At 40.7% G+C, this 19,892-nt stretch carries 14 protein-coding genes; 4 read left to right on the top strand and 10 right to left on the bottom strand.

The window, feature by feature from the left end; all coding sequences use genetic code 11:
- Nucleotides 1–5 precede the first annotated feature (5 nt).
- The 6 genes from accD to fabB all read right to left on the bottom strand — a co-directional run bounded on the left by accD (nucleotide 6) and on the right by fabB (nucleotide 10,439).
- On the bottom strand, nucleotides 6–881 hold the full coding sequence (gene accD, locus PSH48_RS09275) for an acetyl-CoA carboxylase, carboxyltransferase subunit beta (RefSeq protein ID WP_024032247.1): 876 nt from the start codon (nucleotides 879–881) through the stop codon (nucleotides 6–8).
- A 140-nt stretch (nucleotides 882–1,021) separates the two neighbouring features.
- Nucleotides 1,022–1,816, bottom strand: coding sequence for a tRNA pseudouridine(38-40) synthase TruA (gene truA, locus PSH48_RS09270; RefSeq protein ID WP_054983053.1), 795 nt, complete (start codon nucleotides 1,814–1,816; stop codon nucleotides 1,022–1,024).
- A 270-nt stretch (nucleotides 1,817–2,086) separates the two neighbouring features.
- Complete coding sequence (locus PSH48_RS09265; RefSeq protein ID WP_273611426.1) at nucleotides 2,087–6,577, bottom strand: FimV/HubP family polar landmark protein; 4,491 nt, start codon at nucleotides 6,575–6,577, stop codon at nucleotides 2,087–2,089.
- 351 nt (nucleotides 6,578–6,928) lie between these two features.
- A complete protein-coding gene (locus PSH48_RS09260; RefSeq protein ID WP_004588395.1) occupies nucleotides 6,929–7,945 on the bottom strand; it encodes an aspartate-semialdehyde dehydrogenase in 1,017 nt (338 codons plus the stop codon).
- A gap of 45 nt (nucleotides 7,946–7,990) precedes the next feature.
- Complete coding sequence (locus tag PSH48_RS09255) at nucleotides 7,991–9,112, bottom strand: 4-phosphoerythronate dehydrogenase (protein WP_273611425.1); 1,122 nt, start codon at nucleotides 9,110–9,112, stop codon at nucleotides 7,991–7,993.
- Nucleotides 9,113–9,224: 112 nt separating this feature from the next.
- Nucleotides 9,225–10,439 carry a beta-ketoacyl-ACP synthase I gene (fabB, locus tag PSH48_RS09250; RefSeq protein WP_004588393.1) on the bottom strand — a complete coding sequence of 405 codons (1,215 nt, stop codon included), beginning with the start codon at nucleotides 10,437–10,439 and terminating at the stop codon, nucleotides 9,225–9,227.
- Between the two features lie 181 nt (nucleotides 10,440–10,620).
- On the opposite strand from fabB, the gene mnmC reads away from it, so the two are divergent.
- From mnmC to PSH48_RS09230, 4 genes are all read left to right on the top strand, one after another.
- Nucleotides 10,621–12,630 (top strand): bifunctional tRNA (5-methylaminomethyl-2-thiouridine)(34)-methyltransferase MnmD/FAD-dependent 5-carboxymethylaminomethyl-2-thiouridine(34) oxidoreductase MnmC, encoded by a 2,010-nt coding sequence (gene mnmC, locus PSH48_RS09245; RefSeq protein WP_273611424.1) that lies wholly within the window; start codon nucleotides 10,621–10,623, stop codon nucleotides 12,628–12,630.
- Nucleotides 12,631–13,003: 373 nt separating this feature from the next.
- Nucleotides 13,004–13,222: a hypothetical protein gene (locus tag PSH48_RS09240; protein ID WP_273611423.1), complete on the top strand. Its 219-nt coding sequence runs from the start codon at nucleotides 13,004–13,006 to the stop codon at nucleotides 13,220–13,222.
- 169 nt (nucleotides 13,223–13,391) lie between these two features.
- Nucleotides 13,392–14,027 carry an NAD(P)-binding oxidoreductase gene (locus tag PSH48_RS09235; protein ID WP_273589070.1) on the top strand — a complete coding sequence of 212 codons (636 nt, stop codon included), beginning with the start codon at nucleotides 13,392–13,394 and terminating at the stop codon, nucleotides 14,025–14,027.
- Between the two features lie 355 nt (nucleotides 14,028–14,382).
- Entirely contained in the window at nucleotides 14,383–15,450 is a 1,068-nt protein-coding gene (locus tag PSH48_RS09230) for a hypothetical protein (protein ID WP_273611422.1), read from the top strand.
- A gap of 250 nt (nucleotides 15,451–15,700) precedes the next feature.
- On the opposite strand, the gene PSH48_RS09225 is transcribed toward PSH48_RS09230, so the two are convergent.
- From PSH48_RS09225 to PSH48_RS09210, 4 genes are read right to left on the bottom strand one after another with little or no spacing between them, the layout of a single operon-like run.
- Nucleotides 15,701–15,970 carry a hypothetical protein gene (locus PSH48_RS09225; protein WP_273609742.1) on the bottom strand — a complete coding sequence of 90 codons (270 nt, stop codon included), beginning with the start codon at nucleotides 15,968–15,970 and terminating at the stop codon, nucleotides 15,701–15,703.
- Between the two features lie 13 nt (nucleotides 15,971–15,983).
- Nucleotides 15,984–16,379, bottom strand: a complete 396-nt coding sequence (locus PSH48_RS09220) for a type II toxin-antitoxin system YafO family toxin (RefSeq protein ID WP_082422723.1) — start codon at nucleotides 16,377–16,379, stop codon at nucleotides 15,984–15,986.
- Nucleotides 16,380–16,384: 5 nt separating this feature from the next.
- Nucleotides 16,385–16,555, bottom strand: a complete 171-nt coding sequence (locus tag PSH48_RS09215; RefSeq protein WP_273609743.1) for a hypothetical protein — start codon at nucleotides 16,553–16,555, stop codon at nucleotides 16,385–16,387.
- 57 nt (nucleotides 16,556–16,612) lie between these two features.
- Nucleotides 16,613–19,888: a type I restriction endonuclease subunit R gene (locus PSH48_RS09210; protein WP_273611421.1), complete on the bottom strand. Its 3,276-nt coding sequence runs from the start codon at nucleotides 19,886–19,888 to the stop codon at nucleotides 16,613–16,615.
- Between the last annotated feature and the right edge of the window lie 4 nt (nucleotides 19,889–19,892).

The raw sequence follows: 19,892 nt of genomic DNA, 5'->3' as shown, positions 1-19,892 counted from the left end.
GAAATTTACGCTACTCTATGCTCTTGTTCGGTAGAAGGCAAGTTCATAAATTTAGCAAGTACGCGTGCTAATGTGTCGCGCATTTCACGACGGTCAATAATCATATCAATTGCACCGTGCTCTAATAAGAACTCACTGCGTTGAAAACCTTCTGGCAAGGTTTCACGCACTGTTTGCTCAATTACGCGCGGACCCGCAAAGCCAATTAAAGCTTTTGGCTCAGCTACGTTAATATCACCTAACATCGCTAATGATGCAGATACGCCACCCATGGTTGGGTCGGTCATTACTGATATAAACGGCAGGCCTTTTTCGCTCATTTTAGCAAGCGCAGCGCTGGTTTTAGCCATTTGCATAAGCGACATAAGTGCTTCTTGCATACGTGCACCACCTGAGGCAGAAAAACACACTAATGGCATGTTGTGCTCTAAACATTGGTCTACGGCATCAACAAAACGTGCGCCTACAACCGAGGCCATTGAACCACCCATAAATGAGAATTCAAAAGCAACCGCGGCAACAGGAATACCTTTTAAGCGGCCCTTCATTGCTACTAACGCGTCTTTTTCGCCACTTGATTTTTGGGCTGCGCTAATACGGTCTGAGTATTTTTTAGAGTCTTTAAACTTTAATACATCCTTAGGCTCGTGCTCAGTGCCAAGCTCCGTGCGGTCACCTTCATCTAAAAAGTGCTCTAAACGTTTACGGCCGCTCACACGCATGTGATGGTCGCATTTAGGACATACGTTTAATGATTTTTCTAGTTCAGCTTTATATAAAATTGAATCGCAAGCTGTACATTTAGCCCAAACGCCTTCTGGAATTTCTTTACGACCTGACGACTTAGTCGTTTTAGGTAAGATTTTTTCTAACCAACTCATTTGCAACTCTCTTAATGCTGTTCTGTGTCGCGAGTCTGCTAATAAGTAGCAGACAGATTTTTTCAATTAAAACATGAATTACACAAACACGGTATAAAAAACTGGTCTTAGTAGTTAGATAAACGCTTATAAATTCAGCACTAACATTCCGAGTCAGGTAAAAATAATGGCCCTAGTGGGGTTTTAGGAATGTTAAAGTGTTCTGGGTAATCTACATCTACTAAATAAAGACCCGCGGCTTTTGCTGTGGCACTGGCTTTAGCACGTTCTTTTAAATCTAATAGCTCTTTTAACCATACAGGTTGGTGCTTGTGTAGGCCTATATCCATTAAACAGCCGGTAATATTACGCACCATATGGTGTAAAAAAGCGTTCGCTTTAATATCAATAATAACGTAATCGCCCTGGCGTTGTACCGATAAATGATGAATAGTTCTATTTGCTGTATTAGCTTGGCAATGCAGCGCTCTAAAAGAGGTAAAGTCGTGCTCGCCAATTAAGTACTGACACGCCTCTTGCATTTTCGTTTCATCAAGTGGGTGATGAAAGTGCGTAACGCCTTCATTCATAACTGCGCCTCTATAAGCGTAATTATAAATAACATAACGATAACGACGCGCTGTTGCGCTAAAGCGTGCATGAAAGTCTTCACTAACAGGTTGTGCAAAACGAATCGCTATATCTTTAGGGAGTAACGTGTTCATTCCCATAGTAAATGCAACCATCTCACGGGGAGCATGGGTTTCAAAGTGTACAACTTGACCAGTGCCATGTACACCTGCATCTGTGCGGCCCGCACACACTATTTCAACCGGATGATTACAAATGCTCGACAACGCTTTTTCTACTTCTTGTTGTACGCTATTTACATGAGACTGACGTTGCCACCCACTGTAACGTGCGCCGTTGTATTCAACTCCAAGTGCTACTCGCATAATTACTGCTTTACCTACTGTGCTAATGAACGGGGCATTTTATGCTATCTCGCGGTGCAATAAAAGTAACCTCGTCTATTTATAGTTATTCGCAAAATTAAGTAATTTATTTTACCCCAATAAAACACAGCGATAAGTTAGTGAGCTTTTAACGTCTTGGGTTTAATTAACGTCTAAAACTAATTAAGTGCTTTTATAGGTTAGAGTTATTCGTACCTATAAAAAAACCGCATTAACAAAGCTAATGCGGTTTTTTTAATCATGAATGCTCTAGTTAAGTTTAGCTTTTAAACTTTGCGCTTCTTCTTGTACATCTTCAGGGCCACTTTCAATAACATCTTCAATCACTTTAAGGGCTGAGTCAAAGTCGTCAATTTCAATGTATGCTCGTGCCAAATCAAGCTTGGCAGAATAACCACCGCTTTCTAAGTCAACATCTGTTGGGTTATCGCCTGCAAGTAACGAATCAAAGTCACTTAACCCTACGTCCATATTAACCTCGTCATAGGGCTCGTGCTCAAGTACTGAGTCATCGCTTTGTTCAAGTAGCGCGTCAATATCAACAAAGTCATCGGTTGTAGCCTGCTGTTCATTTTGCGAAGGCTCTTCTTGTACCGCTTTCGCTTCAACTTCAGTGTCTAAGTCTTCGTTTAATAGGCTATCAAAGTCGACATCAAATTCGCTGCTATCTTCTAAATTTAACTCATCCGGTTCACCTAACTCACTAAGCAACGCATCAAAATCGGTTTGCGTTAAGTCAGCCATAAATTCATCGTCTAGCTGCTCGTCGGGTATAACGTCTTCATTAGTTTGATCATCAGCAGCCTGTGTTAGCTCGGCTTCTAATTGCAAATTTGTTATTTCATCTTCAACATCTTCTGAAAGTGCTTGTTCTAAAATTGCATCGTCAAAATCAGGTTGTTCCTGCGCACTATCCATTGCTTGCGCTTCACCTAGAGGTTCCTCTTGCGGTAAAGGCGCATCAAGCTCATCGTCAATCAGCGGCTCGTCATCTAGGTCGGCTTCTAACGCATCAATACCAGTGTTACCAGCAAGTGCATTTGCTAAGTCTTGCTCAGCTTGGCTTGGCGCCATACCGCTTGCTTGTCCATCAAGTTCATCACCTTGTAACTCTTGCGGACTATATGATTGCTGATCATCTAAATCAATTTCGTCATCGTTATCAAGCTCTAACTCAGGGTACTCGTCAAGTTCTTCACTTGGAGTTACTTGCTCATCTAATAAAGCATTGAGCTCGTCGTCTAGCTCATCAACGCTTTGCAATAAATCATCATCGAAAACCCCTTCGTCTTCATCCGTATTTTCAGATAAATCTAGCTCGCTTTCATCATCAGTTAATTCATCTAGTGATGACGGCACTTGAGCGTGGTTATCATCTGCACCTATATCATCGGTATGCTTCGGCTCAAGCTCTGGCTCTGAAAAATCGTTATCAATGAGTAACTCATCATCAAAGTCGTCTTCTAAGCTATCTAATTCACTGCCTGAAAGTGCGTTTGCTAAGTCTTGTTCAGCTTGGCTTGGCTGCATGCCTGTTGCATCACCATCAAGCTCATCTCCCAATAACTCATCAGGAAGATATTGCTGTTGCTCTATTACATCTAACGTCTCGGGCTTATCATCTGAAAAGTCTATATCATCACTAAGCGTATCATTTACAGCATCATTTTCAGGTTGAGTATCTAAAAGCGGACTCGCTGGTGTTTCTTGTGAATCAAGCGGATCGTCACCTAAATCAACCTCTACCTCTTCAATGTCATCATCAAGATCATCTAACGCCCAATCAGGGTTTTCAACATAGTCTTCGTCTGTAGCCTGCTGTAGCTCGTTGAGTAATTCATCAACACTTTTTAGGGTATCGTCGGTGTACTCTTCCTGTGCATCCTCTGGGTCGAGTAACGTTTCTGAACTATCTGTAAAGTCAGTGTTTTCAAGCAAGTCAGCATCAAGCTCTGGTTCCTCGCGAAGTTCTGGCTCGTCTGCAAGCTCAGGCTCTTCTTCGAGCTCTGGTTCTTCTTCAAGTTCAGGTTCTTCTACAAGTTCAGGTTCTTCTACAAGTTCAGGCTCTTCTACAAGTTCAGGCTCTTCTACAAGTTCAGGCTCTCCTACAAGTTCAGTCTCTTCTTCAAGTTCAGGCTCTCCTACAAGTTCAGGCTCTTCTTCAAGTTCAGGCTCTTCTTCAAGTTCAGGCTCTTCTTCAAGTTCTGGCTCTTCTTCAAGCTCAGGCTCCTCTTCAAGCTCAGGCTCCTCTTCAAGCTCAGGCTCATCTACAAGCTCAGGCTCTTCTTCGAGCTCTGGCTCATCTACAAGTTCAGACTCATCTACAAGTTCAGGCTCATCTGCAAGCTCGGGTTCTTCTACAAGCTCTGGCTCCTCGAGAAGCTCTGGTTCCTCGAGAAGCTCTGGCTCATCAATAAGTGAAGACGCTAATGTTTCAATATCATCTTCGTCAAAATCTTCCTGTGCATCAGCTAGATCTTCGACTGAATCAGCTAATGCGCTATCAATATCTCGCTCAGTATTATTATCTGTTGCTACTTGAGCGGCAGATGAATCTTCAGCTTCATCAATTAAGCTGTCTATGTCGTCTAAATCAAAGTCATCGCTTTCTTCAACTAGCGCATCAGCAGGAGCTTCTTCGGTTGTATCGCCGGCTTCATCAATTAGGCTGTCTATGTCGTCTAAATCAAAGTCATCGTTTTCTTCAACTAGCGCATCAGCAGGGGTTTCATCAGGTGTATCGCCCGCTTCATCAATTAAGCTGTCTATGTCGTCTAAATCAAACTCATCGTTTTCTTCAACTAGCGCATCAGCAGGGGCTTCATCAGGTGTATCGCCCGCTTCATCAATTAAGCTGTCTATGTCGTCTAAATCAAAGTCATCGTTTTCTTCAACCAGCGCTTCCGTAGGTGTTTCATCAGGTGTATCGCCTGCTTCATCAATTAGGCTGTCTATGTCGTCTAAATCAAAGTCATCGCTTTCTTCAACTAGCGCATCAGCAGGGGCTTCATCAGGTGTATCGCCCGCTTCATCAATTAAGCTGTCTATGTCGTCTAAATCAAAGTCATCGCTCTCTTCAACCAGCGCAACATCAGCAGGGGTTTCTTCGGTTGTATCGCCGGCTTCATCAATTAGGCTATCTATGTCGTCTAAATCAAAGTCATCGCTTTCTTCAACCAGCGCATCAGCAGGGGTTTCATCAGGTGTATCGCCGGCTTCATCAATTAAGCTGTCTATGTCGTCTAAATCAAAGTCATCGTCTTTTGGTGATTCTTTATCAGCTTGTTGATCTAATAATTCATCTATATCAAAGTCATCATCCTCTTCTTGGGCTAGCTCTTCGCTTAAGGCGGCCAACTCATCATTGCTTTCTAAGCTGCTATCCGCGGTAGGCTGCTCAACCCCAGGCAAGTCAATTTCAGGCAGGCTATCGTCCTCGTCAAATAAATCGTCTAGGTCGTCACTGCTTAAAATATCGTCCGAATCTTTTGTATCATCTAAATCAAGGTCAATTTCATCATCTTGTTTTTCATCTACAGGTTCATCAAAGCCCTGCTGCATGAAAACGTCTAACTCGTCCCCTTCACTGCCTTCGTCATCAAAAACAATATCATCACTTAATAGGCTTTCTAATTCGTCTTGATCGAGCAAGTTTTCTGAATCAGAAAATTCATCGTCTAACGCATCATCGAGAGAATCATCAAATGCAATATCCTCCTCTGGCAAAATATCGTTGCTATGATTGTCATCTAGTTGAATATCTAAATCATCAAGAGGGTCAGGAATGATTGGATCGTCTAACGCATCATTACTTTGCGGCTCGTCTTCGGTAAAGCTGGGCGTTTGTGGCAGAAAATCATCGTCATCTTGAGTTTCTTCGTCTTTGTTGGTGCGCTTTCGTAAAAGCATCACCACAGCAAAAATAATTAATAACGCAGGAATGGTCATTAATAAAATAAGCACAAGCGGGTTAGACATTAAAGCGCCTAGGTCAAAAGGTTCTTCTTTTGGTACTTCTTGCACTTTTTGCTGAGCTATTATTTCGTTTTGTTTTTCTATTAGCTCTTTTAGCTGTTTTTGAATTTCGCTGTCTTGACCTAGCTGTTCTTTTACATTGGCGAGCTCTTTTGAAATACCCGACAATTGTTTTTTGAGATTATTATTTTCAGCTAATATTTCTTCTACATTATTAACCGAGCTTTTAAATTGCTGCTGCAGCTCTACAAGCTTATTACCTTGCTGCGTTTTTATTTCATTTAATTCTTTTTGGATTTCTTTTTTAGCGTCGTCAACATCGGCTTTACGAGCTTGTGTTACTTTAGTTTGCGCGGCGTTAATTTCACTGGTGGTTAGTGTGCCATTTTTCTTTTTTTCCCACAGCGCGTCATCTTGCTCTGAGCGTTGTTTAGCAAGCTGTGGATTTACGCGTCTAATTTCCGCTAAAGTGGGTATTTTTAAATATGCACCACTTTGCATGTGGTTTAGGTTTTGTTCTAAAAAAGAATTAGGGTTTTTGTTATACAAGGCTTGCATAACTTGGTAAATACTAACTGAGTTATCTGGGCGTACTTTGGCAGCAATACGCCATAGTGTATCGGTTGGCTTTATAGGCCCTATTGATCGCCCTTGCGCACCATAGTCAGCGCCTTTTGGCCCCTTTAATTGGGTGCTGTCTTGAGAGTAAATTGGAGTTACTACCAATGCAGACGCTAATATAATAAGTGAAGCTAAACCGCGCATGCTGATCCTTTAATGTGTAAATGTTAAATGCTTTGCTATTTATTTAGCTGCTCAACATTAATTATTCTTGCCGTAACCAGCCAAATAGCTGATCTACATTTGTTATTACAATCTATTTTTGTTGCAAGCTCTATTCCAGTTACAAACTATAAACCAGTTGCGGCCTAATATCCATTGCAACGCTTTGAAAATAAATACCTTAAAACTTTATTCTTAATACTATTTTATCGTGATAGATCAAGGCGTTTAGTTTGTAGCAACGCTAAGCGGCAATAATTTGGCTCCCTTAAATACAAAAGCGGCAAACTATAAAAGTTTGCCGCTTAATTTACACACAATATTAGCGAGTATTTATAAGTAGTTAGCGATTAACTCTTCCGCTATTTGCACACTATTAGTGGCAGCCCCTTTACGGGTGTTATCACTTACAACCCACATATTTAAACCATGAGGGTGCGAAATATCAGCGCGTAAGCGGCCAACGTAAACTGTATCATTACCACTGGCATCTGAAACCGCGGTTGGGTAATCGCCCTCATCTTCAATAAGCTCGACTCCTGGGGCATCATTTAAAAGCTGTTTAACGTGTTCAAAGTCATACGGCATGCGTGTTTCAATGTTGATTGACTCAGAGTGGCCAAAAAATACAGGTACACGTACACAGGTTGGGTTAACAGCAATAGTGGTATCGCCCAAAATTTTATGCGTCTCGTTTACCATTTTCATTTCTTCGCGCGTGTAGCCGTTATCTTCAAAGGTATCTATTTGAGGAATAACGTTAAATGCAATTTGCTTAGGAAAAATTTCGTTTTCCATTGGGCGAGCATTCATTAAATTAGCTGTTTGCTTTGCTAATTCATCTACGGCTTCTTTGCCTGCACCAGATACGGCTTGGTATGTAGATACATTAATGCGGTCAATACCATAAGCATCGTAAATTGGTTTAAGCGCTAGCATCATTTGAATAGTAGAGCAGTTAGGGTTTGCAATAATATTGCGGTTTCTAAAGTCTTCAAGGCTTGCTGCATTAACTTCTGGTACCACTAGCGGTACTTCAAAATCATTTCTAAAATGTGAGGTGTTATCAATTACAACACAGCCCGCATCGGCTGCAATTGGCGCGTATTTTTCTGATACACTGCCACCAGCTGAAAACAAACCTATGTGTGCTTGGCTAAAGTCAAAGCCTTCTACGTCTTGCACTTCAATGGTTTCACCACGAAACTTTATGTCTTCACCTGCGCTGCGGCTACTGGCTAGTAAAAAAAGTTGGTCTACCGGAAATTTACGATCTTCCAGGGTTTCAATAATTTGACGACCTACTAAGCCTGTAGCGCCAAGTACAGCAACGTTATATTTTTGCGACATATTTTATCCTCTTTAAGCAGTGTTAAAACAACACTACTAGTTAAATTAGTTTGCGGTGTTAAAGCCAAGCTGAGCGAGTGCATCTGTATGCTGTGCACTCCCTTTTACCGTTAAAGTGCTAAACTCACGCCTGACTGGGTAGTTTTTACGTAAACTATCAAACCCGTCTTTTGCTAAGTTGCGCAGCAAAATGCCATCATCACGGCGTACGTCGTAAATTAAATGCACTAAACGCGCAATATCAGCCTCAGTAAAGCTGCTTTGTAAACTTAGGCTTGTAACAGCAGGTTGTGGTAAAAAATCAGCGAGAGATTTTTCTGCGGTTACGCCTTTTAATTTACACAATGCTTGGTACAGCATTTGTGTGCCGCGGGCTTTTCCTTCAAGGGTATGGCCGGCAATGTGCACGCTGGCATAGCGCACATGATCAAGCAATGGAATTAAAATGTTAGGCTCGTTTTCCCAAACATCCAAAACCAAATCTAAGTCTGCCCCTTGCTCCATAACCGATAACAAAGCTTGATTATCAATTACTTCTCCACGGCTCGCATTTATAACTGCTAACCCAGGCTTTAACGCTTTAAGGCGTTTTTCATCAATTAGATGATGCGTTTTGTGCTCACCGGTTTTAATCAGCGGTACATGAAAGGTAACCGCATCTACGCGCTCAAGTAGTTCGTCAAGCTCAACATGCTCGGCTAATAAGCCCTGCTCATGTTTAATTGGGTCACATAATAAAACATCAACATTAAGTGCTTTTAGTTTTTGTGCTAAACAGCTGCCAATGTTACCCACCCCAACAATACCTATTGTTTGACCACATAAAGGGGCTGCGTTTTCTTGGCTTAAGGCAAACAAGCTACTTATTACATACTCAGCCACCGCCACTGCATTGCAACCTGGGGCACTACTAAAGGCAATGCCTTTATCGTTTAGTAACTGTGTATCTATATGATCAACACCAATAGTGGCGGTACCTACAAAGCTTAATTTATTAGCGTGGGCAAGCAAGTCACTGTTTACTTTAGTAACCGAACGCGTAAGTAATACATCAACATCAATTAACGCATCGGGTGTTAAGTTTCGTCCATCAAAGCGCGTTACCTCACCAAAGTCTGCAAAATACTGCTCAACTAAAGGCATGTTTTGATCGGCAAGAATCTTCATTGGGGAGTCCGTATGGCAAAATGAGGCGCTATTGTAACGAACAACCGAGCCATTACACAAACTAAAAAGCCGAGCAATGCTCGGCTTTTAATCACTATAAAGAGAAAACGAATTAACCTTTATATTTGCTCATAACTAATGTGGCGTTTGTACCACCAAAACCAAAGCTATTAGACATAACAGTATTAAGCTGTGCATCACGGCGCTCAGTTACAATGTTAAGGCCTTGTGCTTGCTCATCTAGCTCATCTACGTTAATAGATGGCGCTACAAAGTCGTTTTCCATCATTAAAATTGAGAAAATAGCTTCGTGAACACCCGCAGCACCTAGTGCGTGGCCCGTTAAAGATTTAGTCGCACTAATAAGCGGCGAGTTACCACCAAATACTTCTTGAATAGCGCCTAGCTCTTTAACATCCCCTACTGGCGTAGATGTACCGTGCGTGTTTAAATAATCAATTGGTGTATCAACGCCTTGCATTGCTTGGCGCATACAGCGTACTGCGCCTTCACCTGAAGGTGCTACCATGTCGTAGCCATCAGATGTAGCACCGTAGCCTACAATTTCTGCGTAAATATGTGCGCCACGAGCAAGTGCATGCTCAAGCTCTTCTACTACAACAATACCGCCACCAGCAGAAATAACAAAACCATCGCGGTTTGCATCGTACGTACGAGATGCTTTTTCTGGTGTTTCATTATATTTGGTAGATAACGCGCCCATTGCGTCAAATTCCATTGCAAGAGTCCAGTGGAGCTCTTCACCACCACCGGCAAAAATAACATCTTGCTTGCCTAATTGAATTTGCTCAACAGCGTGGCCAATACAATGTGCAGATGTTGCACACGCAGAACTTATAGAATAGTTAACGCCTTTAATTTTAAATGGCGTTGCTAAACAAGCCGATGTCGTGCTTGCCATCGTACGCGGAACCATATAAGGACCTACACGCTTTACGCCTTTTTCGCGCAAAATATCGGCCGCTTCTACTTGCCACTTTGAAGAGCCACCACCAGAGCCAACTAATAAACCCGTGCGCTCATTAGATACTTGCTCATCAGATAAGCCAGCATCTTCAATTGCTTGCTTCATAGAAATATAAGAGTAAGCAGCAGCATCACCCATAAAGCGCATTGCTTTACGGTCTACGTGTTCTTTAACATCAATATCAATTTTGCCCGATACATTACTACGTAAGTTGTAATCGGCAAATTCTTGGTTAAAAGCAATACCGCTTTTGCCCGCTTTTAGTGACTCTAATACTTCTTGTTTGTTATTACCGATGCTTGATACAACACCGATACCCGTAATTACGGCTCTTCTCATGGGTAATTCCCTTAGCTTGATACTAAATTACTGTGTATTTTACGCTGTTTTTAGGCGTTAAGTGGTCAGCTTTCTAGCGTACACCTGTACTCTGAATTTAATAGCTTATAAATAACGCCAGACTATTTCAAAGAAAACCCGTAAAATAATTAAAAAATACTGTCTAAAAATTTAATAAGTCATGATAAAAAACGCCCAAATACACTTTAATGATGTAGGCACACCGGTAGCCGATAACTTTGACGATGTTTATTTTTCTAATGACGACGGCCTTGCTGAATCGCATTACGTGTTTTATCAACAAAACAATATACAGGCGCGGTTACAAAATCATGACCAAACGCATTTTGTTATTGCCGAAACCGGTTTTGGTACTGGTTTAAACTTTTTAAATGCATGGCAACACTTTAATGACCACCTTGCCAATCAACAAGTTCAAAATCAAGTAGACAAACGGGTTAAGCGATTGCATTTTATTTCGTTTGAAAAATACCCGCTTAATGCTGATGATCTAAAAAAAGCACTGCAAGCGTGGCCAATATTAAACAAGCTTAGTGATGAATTAATAACACATTACCCTATAAATTTAGGCGGCTGTCATCGTATAGAATTTAATAACGGCCAAGTTATACTTGATTTGTATTTTGGCGACGTGCTTGATTCAATAAATGCAATGAGCTACCCGCAATCAGGGGTGGTCGATGCATGGTTTTTAGATGGCTTTGCACCGAGTAAAAACCCTGACATGTGGCAACAAAGTGTGTTTAATGCCATGGTTGATATATCGCGCAAGCATGCAACACTTGCCACATTTACCGCTGCAGGTTTTGTACGCCGAGGCTTAATAGCTGCAGGCTTTAGCATGCAAAAAGCGAAAGGCTTTGGCCGTAAACGCGAAATGCTGATAGGCCAATTAGCACACGCTAATAGTGCACAGTCATCGCCCCCGTACTTTGAACAACCCCCTGCCAAGTTAGAGCATGTTGCTGTAATTGGCGGAGGGATTGCGAGTAGCTGTATTTTGCACAGTTTGGCTAAGCGTGGCATTAAAAGTAGCCTATTTTGCCAAGATGAAAAACCTGCTATGGGTGCTTCACATAACGTACAAGGCGCGGTTTACCCCCATCTGCAAGCTAAAAACTCACCTCATAGTGAATTATTTGCGCACAGTTTTTTATACGCTAAACGCAGTTACCAGCAACTACTAAAAAACGGCTTTAATTTTGATTACAGCTGGTGCGGTGTGCTGCAACATGCGGTAAAAAAGCCTCTTGCCAATAAACATCAAAACTTAGAACAAAAACAGTTATGGCCTCAAGCCTTAATGCGCAATGTAACTGTAGAGCAAGGAGATAAACTGGCAGGCGTAAAAACCGGCTACTCCGGCGTTTATTTTGAGCAAGGCGGTTGGGTAAACCCACCCCAGCTAGTTGAGGCAATGCTAAAAGCGGCCAATAGCCTTAACCCCATTAATAGCTATTTTAATTGCCATATACAGCAGCTTACTAAAACCGATGCAGGCTGGTATTTAACCCACAAGCATACCCAATATGGCCCTTTTAGTGATGTAATAATATGTGCAGGTGAGCATAGCGATGCGTTTGAACAAACAAACGCATTACCTATTGTAGGGGTACGTGGTCAAGTATCGCATATTCAAGCGAGTGAACAATCTAAGCAGCTTAAAACCGTGTTGTGCCATAAAGGTTATTTTACCCCCGCCTATTTAGGTAAACACTGTATGGGCGCTACATTTGAAAAAAACACAAAAAGTCGCGCGGTTACAGACAAAGACAACCAGCTAAACCATGAGCAATTACTTAGCTTTTACCATCAAAGCGACTTTGCCACCACATTAGGTGACATCACCTGTGCTAAAGCAGCTGTGCGCTGCACGTTTATAGATCACTTACCAATGGCAGGACAATGGTGTGAGCAAAGCGATTACAGCACCGCCTTTGCTAATTTACGCCTAGGTAAACGCTATCAATACTCACCTCTATGCAAGCCACAACAAGGCTTACATATTTTTACCGGATTTGGAGCGCGCGCATTATGCAGCGCACCGTTATTAAGCGAGCACTTTATTAGCACGTTAAATAATGAACCACGCCCACTCAGCGAGCGTGTAAGCCAGGCCATTCACCCTGCGCGTTTTATAGTGCGTGATTTAATACGAAATAAAATTTAAATGACATCATTCATTTTTTGCGTAAAATAATAACCATAAAAGGAATTTATACCAATCCGCTTAATTAAGTGATCAATTTTGAGGCTGGAAAAACCTGTTGATGGCTAAGAAAAAAGTTCGCTATTTAGTTGTTCTAAATAAGAATTTTTTAAAACAGGTAGCGACACGGTTAGCACCGCAAAATGATTAAGTATTATTGCGCACTGGTATTATATAACCAATGCGCACCATATGTATGAATGCGGATGGGTATCAATAAAAGGATCACAATGAAAGCTTTAACTTGTGCTGTAACATTACTCGCCGCTATATCGTTTAACACATTTAGCCAAGACGTAACCGCCATCCCTTACCTGAAGAATTCATAACCACCATGGATGTAACTGGCGAATACCCGCTGGTTAGAACAGGGTATTTAGCTGCTTCTATTGATGCTATTTCTAAGTTTTATCAGCAGGCCCTTGGTGACCCCATTAACAGCAAAGGCGATAATAACTACCGCACCCTTTACTATAACTACCAAAACCATGCTGTTCGCATCAGTTTATACCATCATAATTATGTTACCGAAGTCAGCATAATGATTGAATAAACACAGTAAAAAGCGGCTAATTTTCATGCTCAGTTCAGACTCAATTTTTATTTACTTTTAAATAACCACTTTGTAGAGAAAAACAGCGTTTTACCCTTTAAAAACGAATGCCTACCCCAAGGTCTATTTGTACTAAATACCTTTACACTAAATTGAGAAGGAATTAATTATGAGTAAGACCCTAATTATTGGCGCTAGCGGGCAAATTGGTAAAATGGCAACCAAGTTGCTTTTAAACAATGAGCAAAATGTATCTGCATTAGTGCGTGATAAAAGTAAGTTAGATGATTTAGATAGTCCATTTTTAAGCATTGTGGAGCAAGATCTCGAAGAAGATTTTTCTGGTGCGTTAAAAGATTGCGATCAAGTTATTTTTGCTGCTGGCTCTGGCGGAAGTACAGGCACAGACAAAACCGTGCTTATTGATTTATGGGCAGCCACCAAAGCAGCAACGTATGCTAAAGAGCATGGCGTAAAGCATTTTATTATGATTAGCTCTATTGGCGCTGACGATCCAGACTCAATTGAAAGCGACTTAAAGCCTTACTTAGTTGCCAAACATATGGCCGATGAGCACCTTATCAACAGTGGCTTAAACTACACCATAGTGCGCCCAGGTGGGCTGACCGATGAAAGCGCCTCAATGAAAGTAACCACCGAGCGTCCAAACGATCGTTCTAAAGCTAAAATTAGCCGCGAAAACGTTGCCAATGCCCTATTACATATTGCTACTAACGCATTTAATGGCAACCGCGTTTTTGAACTATTTGACGGCGAAACGCCCATTAAAGCAGCCGTAAAATAAACACTCTGGTTGCCCTTTGTAAACCCCCTTGCAAAGGGCAACGTATTTAAATGCTAAATCGCACGTGCCCACCCTTGCTTCACTATATTTATTAAATGTAAACAACACGTTTAAATCGCTTTATAAAAGCCTACACACCGCGTTCCTAATAAAACAACATGAAAAACAAGTACTTCCACTAAAATCACCACAAAACAATGCGTTAAAAACTCAACAGAGTAAATTTTGTTCAGGCTTTTTTACTAGTTTAATAAGGCTAAATACTAGAAACCCCTTATTTTATCTGGTAAATTAACAGCGTGTTAAAACAATAATAAAAATTCCTCAATGGAAGTTGCACGAATAAGGACATAGCGTGAGCGCCTCATTTAAAATTATTTTTAATGGTCAGTTACACCAAAATGCTGACATTAGTACCGTACAAGAGCAACTTTGTCAGTTTTTAAAAATTCCCCATAATGTCGCTGTAAAATTATTTGATGGCCGAGCCTACGCACTCCTCAAAGACCTATCGAGTATTGATGCAGTTAAAACAGAATCTAAACTAAAAAGTTTTGGTTTAATCACCAAAGTAGAACCGCACGCAAGTGTAAGGGCCCCCCAAAGAGCCGCGGGTACTAAACTGGTTGTTGCTCGCAATGAGCCAGCAGTAAAAAACATAGCTAATACAATAACCAGCATTAAAGAATCCGGCGTAAATAGCCCTGCCGCCTTGCCCAAATTAGCACTGCAAAGCGCATTATTTTTTTGTTATAGCTTATTATTCATCTGCCTTATTTGCTCAGCAGTAATAAGCTTTAACACACTTAAAATGAGTATGATAGACAGCTCATCAGCTTCGCCCTCAACAACATTAAATTACGTTCATTATAAGCAGTACTTAGCAAATCAAAAAAAGCACCCAGAAGTCACCTTGCCTAACACCCACAACACAGATGAGCTTAACCAAGGGGCGCAGCAAAAAATTGATAGCTATTTTGCTCGTTTTTCAACGCATATAAACAGTTACGCAAAAATTCTAAAGCAACCAAATATAAACAGCATGGGCGCAGAAAGGTTAAAGCAGCACCTACAAGAAATAGATGCGCTAGGCACCGAACATGTATTTTGGGAGCAATTAATTAACCTTGCTAAATCGCTTAATAACGACGCCCATGTAATGAGCAAGCTTGGTAATGATAACCCTGATAAAATTCAATGGATCAACGCCGTTGATTGGATAAGCCAAAGCTACATTAGGCAACAACAAAATAAGCCTGACGCTTTGCCCGTCACGCCTACAAACACACAACTCGCCAAGTCACCGATATTAGATTTAACTCTACTAATTAGCTTAATGTCGTTTTTAACGCTTATTATTATTAGTATTAAAATGAAAGTAAGGTCGATAAAAATGAAGCTAGCCACTACAAGCACAGAATAAATTAAAACCATAAAAAAACCGCCAATCTGATTGCTCAAATTGGCGGTTTTTTATGGTTTTTAAGTAACGAACTTAAATACCTGTATTGGTGGAGCTGGGGGAGTCTTGGTAGACAATGCAAAACATTGATTTAGTTATAAATACCAAATCAAAAAAGAGGTTGGTGGTACTAACCATGGTACTAAAAATAAGTGTCATATTCGAACCCCTACGTTAAATTCGTTTAATAAAACTTTTATAACTTTTTGTCCTACATTTCTTCCCAAAGACTATCAGCATCTACATTTGGGTCTTTTTTCAGCTCTACTTTTTTAGTTTCTTCTGGCCATTCTATATTACTATCTCTTATTAAACCTTCCAGTGTAGTGTATGCAATAACTTTACCTTCATATTCAGTAAGCCATTTATTGCCATCCCACTCTATAAAATCGAATGTCCCAGCCCCTTCACCATATTTTACAGCTACAAAGTGAAGACCTACCTCTGATGGTTCATCAGTAAACCAATTGATGTTTTTCATAAATACTCTCTATCTAAAACTTTTCTCTAAATACTTCGGCTCTTTCAGCTAGGTATTCTAAATATAAAGGTTTAACCTTATATGTTTCATGTGCATTCTCTAAAATTGAAATTAAAAAATAACAGTTTTTTTGAACCGAGCCTTGGCAATAAATTAAAGCTGTATTACTGGTTTTGCTAAACGATACTTTTTTTAAATGCCAACCTTTTGATGTTGAGTCTTTTAAATGTATATGGGCAAGGCCAGATTCCTTTACAGAAAAAGGGAAATCATATGGCACATCTCTACCAAAGTGCGCAGGCCTACCCTTTCCACTTTTATACAATTTAAATTCATCAACAATTTTTTTTAATAACGGTTGTGAAGAGCTGGCCTTTACTTCTTCACTAACAAAAACACGTACATCCATATACTTTACTCCACCTCAAAAATTTTAACCGTTGCTTTTCTATTTTGGCTAGTATTTATTTCATCCTCAATTCTTGAGGCTACTTTATTTAATTCATAATCACTAAGTTGTGTTTTTTGATTACTATTAACAACTAACTTCTCCTTCTTAACCAAAGTGGTTTTATTAACATTCATAATGTCACTCCTTTATCATTAAGTTTACTTCTCAAATATTGTAATCGTACCCTAGAATCACTTTCTACTATTTAATCCACTCAACATATCAAATATCACTCGCGCGAATTGCTGGTTTCTTGCGGGATCTGACAGCAGTTGCATCATTTGTTCTTGGTGTGCGTCACTGCTTCCTAAAATGGCGTCATCCATCGCTTGAGGGAAATCACCTAACATAGCTTGCTCTGGGCTATTGTTTGCAATCTGGCTCATTACAGAGGCGTTTTCAGTTAGTTTATCGCGCACTGTAAAAGCGTAATTAAGCATATCTTTATTGGTTAGGTTATCAGTGATGAAAACCTCATTAAGCTTGTCGATTATTTGTGATAAAAACGCTTCTTTTTTATCTTTCGCTTTAGCACTCCCCACATCATTACTTGGCTCTAGCTTGTAATCAGGCGCGTCTTCTTTTAACTGTATATCTTGCTGGCGTATTTTTGATAGGCGGTAATGGCTCATTACTACGTTGTCTAAATCAAGCTCATCTTCTGTTACTACTCTTTCACGTAACAGTGGGCGCAAGTGGCGAGCAAACAAGCTTAACTTTTCAAGCTCTTTGTCGTCGTATTCCACCAGCTGCGACATAAACTCGTAAAAGCGGGTAAAGCTGCCTAAATCCTTTTTGAATATTTCTAGACGGTCTTTTTCTTGTTTGCACTCTTTAAAGCTTGTTTCTGCGTTAGCTATTAATACAGCGTCTTCAGTCTTTTTAGTGCGTTCAAACATTTCTTTGGCTTTTATATACGCCTCAATTGCAGATGCGTAACGCTTTTGCCAACGCTCTTTAGCTGGGTGAATAATATTACTGATTGCCGCGTTTGACTTGTTCTTGATAAAGAAGGCCGCACAAAACTGCTCAACCTCAGACCACAAAAATATACCGCTAGCACGCAGCTTTTCAAACAAATCAAAAACAATCTGAGGGTCAGTAACATCGGCAAGCTCTGCGGTTTGGTAGTAAGGCTGAAATGCTTCTAGTATATCTTCTGGGGCATTAAAGAAGTCCAATACAAACGTGCCTGTTTCAGCTTTACTTGGGTAAGTACGGTTTAGTCGCGACAGGGTTTGTACACACTCAACACCCCCTAACTTTTTATCTACGTACATAGCGCATAGCTTTGGTTGGTCGAACCCTGTTTGAAACTTATTAGCCACCAGCATTACTTGGTAATCGTCACTATCAAAGGCTTTGCGCATATCGCGGCCTTTAAGGTCAGGGTTCATATTTTTTTCAGTAAACTTTTTATCTAAAAATGCAGCGCTATCAGGATCGCTTTTAGTAAATTCAACTTCGCCTGAAAATGCCACCATAGCGCGTATTGTCGAATAACCTGTTTTTTGCTCTGCTAGGGCTTCAGCTACATATTTATCAAATGCTAACTTATAACGTACGGCCTCTTTACGTGAGCCCGTTACTACCATTGCTTTGGCTTGCCCGCCTAATAAACCCATTACGTTATCTTTAAAGTGTTCAATAATCACTTTAACTTTTTGCGATATATTATGGTCGTGTAAGCGCACCCATTGGTTAAGCTTTACCGCTGCTTTTTTACTATCAACCTCTTCATCTGCCGCTTCTATTTTTTGAGCAAGTTGGTACATCACCTTATAGTTAGTGTAATTTTTAAGTACATCTAATATAAAACCTTCCTCTATTGCTTGGCGCATTGAATATATGTGGTACGCCACTGGCTTATTTTGTTTTGATGGCGGTAGTTCTGGGTCAGGTAATCGACCAAACAGCTCTATTGTTTTTGCTTTAGGTGTGGCAGTAAACGCATAGTAGTTAAGGTTTGCACTACCACGGCGGGCTGCAACGGTTGCATCGAGTATATCCTCTGACGATAACTCAACATCATCGTCAGCCTCTTCAGTCATTAGTACTTCTTTTAACTGGCGAGCGGTAGAGCCGCTTTGTGATGAATGAGCTTCATCGGCAATAACTGCATAGCTGCGCTCTTTTAAGCTAGTACTGTTCTCTATAGCACGTAATACAAACGGAAAGGTTTGAATGGTCACAATAATAATAGGCTGGGCGTTTTCAAGTGCGCTGGCGAGCTTCTCTGATTTAGAGCCATCACCTTCTTTATTATTAATACGCCCTACTACACCATCTGCATGCTCAAACTGATAAATAGTATCTTGCAGCTGATCATCAAGTACTGTTCTATCTGTTACAACAATCACTGAATGAAACTGTTTGTTACCTTGCTCGTCATAAAGAGTAGAAAGCTGGTGGGCTGTCCAAGCAATAGAGTTTGATTTACCTGAGCCCGCACTGTGTTGCACTAAATACTTATTACCTGTGCCCTCTTCTATTGCCGCATCAATCAGCTTACTTACTACATCCCACTGGTGATAACGCGGGAAAATAAGTGTTTCTTTTTTGTATTTACGCCCTTCCCAATCTTCCTTATCTTCTATCTGCAAATGTACAAAGCTGCCTAAAATATTAAGCAGATTTTTAGGCACTAATACTTCATTCCACAGGTAATCGGTTGCATAACGGCTAGTGTCTTCAGGTATATCATTGCCTGCACCACCTTCGCTTGTGCCTTTGTTAAAGGGTAAAAAGAAGGTGTCATCACCTGCAAGCTTAGTAGTCATATACACTTCGTACTGGCTTACGGCAAAGTGTACTAATGCACCACGCTTAAAGGTAAGTAGTGGCTCTGGTTTTTTAGTCGCAGGGTCTTTAGGTAAGCGGGTTTGTTTGTATTGCTTAATCGCGTTTTCAACCGCTTGTTTAAATTCTGATTTAAGCTCAAGGGTTGAAACTGGCAAGCCGTTTACAAACAACACTAAATCTATACGCCAGCTTTTAGCTTTGCTACCTGTTGCTGCTAAGTGCTCAGCATTGGCATACGGGCTATACACTAACTCTTGTACTATACGGCAGGTGTTTTGCTCATAACGCGCTAATGTTTCGGGATTTAAGTTATGCTCTGGTTTAAATTGGCATAGCTCAAAACGCGCATTACGAATTTTTAAACCATGGCGTAACACACCTAATACACCATACGTGCGTGAGGCTTTATCTGTAGCGTTTATATCTGCTTTTTTAAGTTGTGCCACCAACGCTTCTAAAAAGTGGCGTTCAGGGTCATTGGGGAACACCTTACACAGCTTTTGCCACTCTTTAGGTTGGGTGTTTTTAACAAAGGTAAGCGCATCTTGTTCATACAAAGCGGTTTCACAGTTATAGCCAGCGCCTGTGCCTTCAACCCAGCCATTAGCTACCATCTGACTAATTATGTCGTCTTGAAAAATTCGTTCTTGCGTTACATCATTCATGATT

It is taken from the genome of Pseudoalteromonas sp. Angola-4 (assembly GCF_028599265.1).
In the GTDB taxonomy this organism is placed as follows: Bacteria; Pseudomonadota; Gammaproteobacteria; order Enterobacterales; family Alteromonadaceae; genus Pseudoalteromonas; species Pseudoalteromonas atlantica.
Note: the sequence above shows the minus strand (reverse complement) of the source record. Positions and strands in the feature narration are given on the sequence as shown.

What these genes read in the sequence shown, in the direction of transcription:
- accD (WP_024032247.1), bottom strand. Translation starts at nt 881, where the DNA reads ATGAGTTGGTTAGAAAAAATCTTACCTAAAACGACTAAGTCGTCAGGT.
- truA (WP_054983053.1), bottom strand. Translation starts at nt 1,816, where the DNA reads ATGCGAGTAGCACTTGGAGTTGAATACAACGGCGCACGTTACAGTGGG.
- PSH48_RS09265 (WP_273611426.1), bottom strand. Translation starts at nt 6,577, where the DNA reads ATGCGCGGTTTAGCTTCACTTATTATATTAGCGTCTGCATTGGTAGTA.
- PSH48_RS09260 (WP_004588395.1), bottom strand. Translation starts at nt 7,945, where the DNA reads ATGTCGCAAAAATATAACGTTGCTGTACTTGGCGCTACAGGCTTAGTA.
- PSH48_RS09255 (WP_273611425.1), bottom strand. Translation starts at nt 9,112, where the DNA reads ATGAAGATTCTTGCCGATCAAAACATGCCTTTAGTTGAGCAGTATTTT.
- fabB (WP_004588393.1), bottom strand. Translation starts at nt 10,439, where the DNA reads ATGAGAAGAGCCGTAATTACGGGTATCGGTGTTGTATCAAGCATCGGT.
- mnmC (WP_273611424.1), top strand. Translation starts at nt 10,621, where the DNA reads ATGATAAAAAACGCCCAAATACACTTTAATGATGTAGGCACACCGGTA.
- PSH48_RS09240 (WP_273611423.1), top strand. Translation starts at nt 13,004, where the DNA reads ATGGATGTAACTGGCGAATACCCGCTGGTTAGAACAGGGTATTTAGCT.
- PSH48_RS09235 (WP_273589070.1), top strand. Translation starts at nt 13,392, where the DNA reads ATGAGTAAGACCCTAATTATTGGCGCTAGCGGGCAAATTGGTAAAATG.
- PSH48_RS09225 (WP_273609742.1), bottom strand. Translation starts at nt 15,970, where the DNA reads ATGAAAAACATCAATTGGTTTACTGATGAACCATCAGAGGTAGGTCTT.
- PSH48_RS09220 (WP_082422723.1), bottom strand. Translation starts at nt 16,379, where the DNA reads ATGGATGTACGTGTTTTTGTTAGTGAAGAAGTAAAGGCCAGCTCTTCA.
- PSH48_RS09215 (WP_273609743.1), bottom strand. Translation starts at nt 16,555, where the DNA reads ATGAATGTTAATAAAACCACTTTGGTTAAGAAGGAGAAGTTAGTTGTT.
- PSH48_RS09210 (WP_273611421.1), bottom strand. Translation starts at nt 19,888, where the DNA reads ATGAATGATGTAACGCAAGAACGAATTTTTCAAGACGACATAATTAGT.